Raw genomic sequence first — 628 nt, forward strand, 5'->3', positions numbered from 1 at the left:
GAGGAACGGCGCGTCGGGGGCGCGGTTCTCCCGGGACGCGGCGCGCAGGGCGGCGCCGATCTCCGCGCTGTCCGCGCCGATCTGCACGGTCCCGGCCCTGCGCGCCTCGGGGGCGGTCCACGGGACGGGCCCGTCCAGCGCGTAGTCGATCTTGAAGACGCCGGGGCCGTAGCGGTAGCGGGCGTAGTGGTCGCCGAAGCCGGCGATACGGGCCAGCGCGGTGGGCGAGGTGTCGAAGACGTACGCCCGCGCCGGGGGCAGGTCGTCGAGCCGCTTGACCTCGTAGTCGGTGTGCACGGTGCCGCCGAGTTCGCGCAGGTGGGCGGCGAGGGCGTCGGAGATCGCCTGGGAGCCGCCGCGGGCGACGGGCCAGCCGCGGGTGTGCGCGGCGAGGGCGAAGACCAGGCCTATGGCCGAGGTGGCGAAGCCGTTGAGCGGGGCCATCACATGGGCGACGAGACCGGCGAAGAGGGTGCGGGCGCGTTCGTCGCGGAAGCGGCGGGCCAGCCAGGTCGACGGGGGCAGGCCGACGAGGCCGAACCGGGCGAGGGTGACGGGGTCGCGGGGCAGCGCGGTCAGCGGCAGCGCCATGAAGTCGCGGACCAGGGTGTCCCAGCGGTGCAGGAAG

The 628-nt window shown here is 75.6% G+C and carries 1 protein-coding gene; it reads right to left on the reverse strand.

The window, feature by feature from the left end; translation table 11 throughout:
* Window positions 1-628, reverse strand: a 628-nt coding sequence (locus tag LPA54_RS34920; RefSeq protein ID WP_368857886.1) for a phytoene desaturase family protein, incomplete at both ends; no start/stop codon positions are given.

Source organism: Streptomyces sp. DH12 (assembly GCF_020873895.1).
Taxonomy (GTDB): Bacteria; Actinomycetota; Actinomycetes; order Streptomycetales; family Streptomycetaceae; genus Streptomyces.